Below are 3355 nucleotides of genomic sequence, written 5' to 3' on the forward strand. Positions count from 1 at the left end.
TTCCTGCGTCGTCTGCGCCGACAGCAGGAGAGTCCCGCCGACGCCCGTTCCGATGAGGAGGAGCATGACCACCACGAAGGGGATCCGACCCGCCAACTCGGCAGGACTCAGTCGTTCCGCGGGGACGACCACCGTCCTGCGCCCCCGCACCGAGCGGGTGACCGGCTTACGGCGCAGGCCCACCGCCCCGACGCCCGGGGGCCGCCCGGTCGGGGCGGTGGGCGCGCGCCGGGTATCTGAGCTGTCGGCGGGATCCGCCGTGTCGATGGTGCTCGTCATGGGGTTCTCCCGTCGATACGCCGGACGCATCGCACCCGGACCGAGGCCGAGCGCGGGTTGTGGTCGATCTCGGACTGTGACGCCTTCTCCGCCCCGCGGGTCACGGACTCGAACTCGGGGCCGTGCCCCGGCAGTTCCACCGGCAGTCCGGCCGGGGTGCGCGAGGCGGTCCGGAGGGTGAGTTCCCGCTTGACGATCTTGTCCTCGAGCGAGTGGTACGCCATGAACAGCGCCCGCCCGCCACGCCTCAGGAGGTCGAGGTACCCCGGTACCGCGTTCTCCACCGCCTCGAGCTCGGCATTGACCTCGATACGCAGGGCCTGGAAGACGCGCTTCCCGGGATGCCCGCCGGTGCGTCGTGCGCCCTGGGGAATGGTGTCGTAGAGGAGTTCGACGAGCTGGGCGCTGGACGAGATGGGATCGGTCTCCCGGCGACGCACTATGGCGGAGGCGATCTGTCGCGCGAACCGCTCCTCGCCGTAGACCCTGAAGATCCTCGCGAGATCGTCGCGCGGGTAGTCCGCCAGGATGTCGGCGGCGGTCGGCCCCGTGGTGGGGTCCATCCGCATGTCCAGCGGCGAGTCGACCGAGTACGCGAATCCCCGCTCTGCCACGTCGAGCTGCATGGATGAGACACCGAAATCGAGCAGCACCCCGTCGATCGCGGGCCCGGCGTCGTCCCTCGACTCCGCGGGAAGACTGCTCACGATCAGGTCGAGATCGTCGAACCGGGCGTGCACGGGAGTGAACCGGTCCCGGAACGCGGTGAGCCTCCGGGTGGCGATCTCGAGGGCGTCCGGGTCACGGTCGACCCCGACGACCCGCAGGTCGTCGAATGCGGCGAGGAGGTGCGAGGTGTGTCCGCCCAAGCCCAACGTGCCGTCCACGATCACCGGCCTGCGGCCCGCTGTGGCGGCGGCGTCGACGACTGGCCGGAAGAGTTCGAGGGTGCGGTCGAGGAAGACGGGGACGTGGCCGAACCGGGCCGCGGCGCGGTCGGAGCCGGGCTCTTCCGCCATGTCGCCTCCCTCCCGTCCGGATGCCATCGGCTCTCCGGTTGTGGTGGAGCCCCCTGGTCCCCGTCCGGTACCCACCTGGCGTTGGGGAAGTACGCCAGGGTGGTGCCGGGCAGGGGCCGGGGGGCTCCGTCCGTCGTGCTCTCGTGCTGTCCACATGCCGTGCTGTCGAAATGCGCTCTCGACAGTGCGTTCTCGACCCCGGCGATCAGAATTCGATCCCCAGGGATGTGCCCTCCATCTCGGAGAACACGGGGAGGTTCTCCGCGCTGTAGCGGTCCCAGGCGTCTGCATCCCAGACCTCGAGGCGTTCCCCCAGGCCGTTGACCACGCAGTCCTTGCCGAGGCCCGCGTAATTTCGCTGACTCACCGGGATGGAGATCCGCCCCTGTGAATCGAGTTGTTGAACCTCCGCGCCACTCACCAGGAGCCGGAAGAACGCCATGTGCCTCTCGCTGAGGTTGGCGGTCGGCCGCACCTTTCTGACCAGCGCGTCGAACTCGCGCTCCGGGAAGACCGAGAGCGTGTTGGTGAACCACCCACACACCACCACCCCGTCCGACAGGCCTGGCCTGAACCTGGCGGGGATCGTCAGCCGTCCCTTGTCGTCGAGCTTGGGACGGTGCGTCCCGTACCCGACGAAGGCTCGTTCGCGCTCGGAGTCGTTGGGGTCGGTGTCGGTCACCCGCCACCTCCTGGGATCAGGCCCCTTCGAGCTCCTCGCATCCCCCACTGTACCCCACAATGCCCCACAAACAAGGCCTGCGCCCCACTTCTCCCCACCTTGGGAAGTCTTTGCAGTTCAGACCGCGCAAGAGCGAGACAACTCCGCTACCGGAACCTAACGTGGCGCACCCACACGGACGCATTTCCGGTGGTTGTCTGTGGTTGATGTGACTCGAGCGCATCCGTGGGATTACCGGACGGATGCTGGTGGGGCAAAGTGGAGAGCAGGGGCGCGAGTGGTGGGGACGGTCGTCGCCAACTCGCCCGCCGGACTCTCGGATGACATCGAGTAGGACGGTCGCCGAGACACGTGCGGAGCCACAGGAGTGGTTCGTCGCCAGAGAGGCGGAGCGGAGCGGGCCGGCGCTCGGAAACGGGCCGATACCTCGGACACCGCTACCTCAGGAGCGGGCCCGAACCTCGCAAATAGGAGGGAGGGGCGAGCGCCGATGCGCTCGCCCCTCCCCGGAGCTCGTCAGACGTCGTGGTTACTGCTCGAACCGACGGCGGAAGCGGTCTTCCATGCGAGAAGAGTAACTCTGGCCTTCCGCCCCCTTGGAGGACGACTTCCCCGCACCCGGCACCCGGGTTCCACCGGAGGCCGCGGTCGACGACCCCGTGGAGGGCGCCGAACGAAGAGCCATCACACCGGCCGCGAACATCACGAGGAAACCCACCAGACTGAGGACGGGAAAACCGCCGGGCTTGAAGTCGAGCGCCAGCCCGCCCACTAGGAGCGCGACCCCCACGAGACCGAGGACCACTACTACACCGGCGGGTCGCCGACCACCGGCCCCACCGGTCTTTCGAACAGACGACGCGAACTTGGGGTCGTCGGCGTAGAGCGCATTCTCGATCTCGTCGAGCATGCGCTGCTCGTGCTCGGACAGGGGCACTGCGACCTCCTCAGAACGCTCGTGCTTACGAGCTCGGCCGGCTCGGCCGTGTGACGTGGACAGTCTACGGGGATCGGCCGGTCGAGGGTTCCTCCCATCATACGAGCGCAACGCGGTGGTGACCACCGCGATTCCGCGTGACGACGGGAAGCCTGCCCCACCCGTCGTCCACGGCGTCACGCCGCCGGCCCCAGAACCCCCAACCGCTCGTCCACCAGGTCCAGGAATCGGCCGACCGCCCAGAGGAAATCGTCCGCCATACGGTGTGAGACGTCGCGGGGCAGACCGTCCTCCACGGCGGCGGCGAGGGTCGAGAAACCGCCGAACGCGGAGGCCCATTCCGCCAATTCGGGCACTTCCGCGGCGAGTCTGTGCCATACATCGGAAGGTCCACGACGACGCGGCCCCGGGGACACGAGCGCCGCCGCCGCCGACCTC

5 protein-coding genes are annotated in these 3355 nt (G+C 68.6%); all 5 read right to left on the bottom strand.

Annotated elements, in window-relative coordinates:
- Positions 1-279, bottom strand: a 279-nt coding sequence (locus tag G6019_RS01030) for a hypothetical protein (RefSeq protein WP_375539736.1), incomplete at its 3' end; no start/stop codon positions are given.
- Positions 276-1298 carry a 16S rRNA (cytosine(1402)-N(4))-methyltransferase RsmH gene (gene rsmH, locus G6019_RS01035; protein ID WP_107758055.1) on the bottom strand — a complete coding sequence of 341 codons (1023 nt, stop codon included), beginning with the start codon at positions 1296-1298 and terminating at the stop codon, positions 276-278. The genes rsmH and G6019_RS01030, both read right to left, overlap by 4 nt.
- A gap of 205 nt (positions 1299-1503) precedes the next feature.
- A complete protein-coding gene (locus tag G6019_RS01040; protein ID WP_107756210.1) occupies positions 1504-1980 on the bottom strand; it encodes a division/cell wall cluster transcriptional repressor MraZ in 477 nt (158 codons plus the stop codon).
- Positions 1981-2509: 529 nt separating this feature from the next.
- Complete coding sequence (locus tag G6019_RS01045; RefSeq protein ID WP_107756209.1) at positions 2510-2917, bottom strand: DUF3040 domain-containing protein; 408 nt, start codon at positions 2915-2917, stop codon at positions 2510-2512.
- A gap of 176 nt (positions 2918-3093) precedes the next feature.
- The coding region (locus G6019_RS01050; RefSeq protein WP_241725816.1) for an SAV_6107 family HEPN domain-containing protein at positions 3094-3355 on the bottom strand (262 nt) is incomplete at its 5' end.

Source organism: Dietzia sp. DQ12-76, assembly GCF_014145045.1.
Lineage (GTDB): Bacteria > Actinomycetota > Actinomycetes > Mycobacteriales > Mycobacteriaceae > Dietzia.

Coding starts and splice junctions, on each gene's coding strand:
- rsmH (WP_107758055.1), bottom strand. CDS start 1,298: ATGGCGGAAGAGCCCGGCTCCGACCGCGCCGCGGCCCGGTTCGGCCAC.